The organism is Arenibacter arenosicollis (genome assembly GCF_014397245.1).
GTDB classification, from domain to species: domain Bacteria; phylum Bacteroidota; class Bacteroidia; order Flavobacteriales; family Flavobacteriaceae; genus Arenibacter; species Arenibacter arenosicollis.
In genome coordinates this window covers 1-553 of record NZ_JACLHY010000073.1, presented here as the reverse complement: position 1 = coordinate 553, position 553 = coordinate 1, and the positions used below count along the sequence as shown (strand labels likewise).

The window sequence follows — 553 nt, the reverse complement described above, 5'->3', positions numbered from 1 at the left end:
GACAGGATGAGGATCGTTTCGCATGATTGAACAAGATGGATTGCACGCCGGTTCTCCGGCCGCTTGGGTGGAGAGGCTATTCGGCTATGACTGGGCACAACAGACAATCGGCTGCTCTGATGCCGCCGTGTTCCGGCTGTCAGCGCAGGGGCGCCCGGTTCTTTTTGTCAAGACCGACCTGTCCGGTGCCCTGAATGAACTGCAAGACGAGGCAGCGCGGCTATCGTGGCTGGCCACGACGGGCGTTCCTTGCGCAGCTGTGCTCGACGTTGTCACTGAAGCGGGAAGGGACTGGCTGCTATTGGGCGAAGTGCCGGGGCAGGATCTCCTGTCATCTCACCTTGCTCCTGCCGAGAAAGTATCCATCATGGCTGATGCAATGCGGCGGCTGCATACGCTTGATCCGGCTACCTGCCCATTCGACCACCAAGCGAAACATCGCATCGAGCGAGCACGTACTCGGATGGAAGCCGGTCTTGTCGATCAGGATGATCTGGACGAAGAGCATCAGGGGCTCGCGCCAGCCGAACTGTTCGCCAGGCCCCAGGCGATC

The 553-nt window shown here is 60.2% G+C and carries 1 protein-coding gene; it reads left to right on the top strand.

The window, feature by feature from the left end:
* Window positions 1-22: 22 nt before the first annotated feature.
* On the top strand, window positions 23-553 hold a 531-nt coding region (locus H4O18_RS21905; protein WP_187588653.1), incomplete at its 3' end, for a phosphotransferase.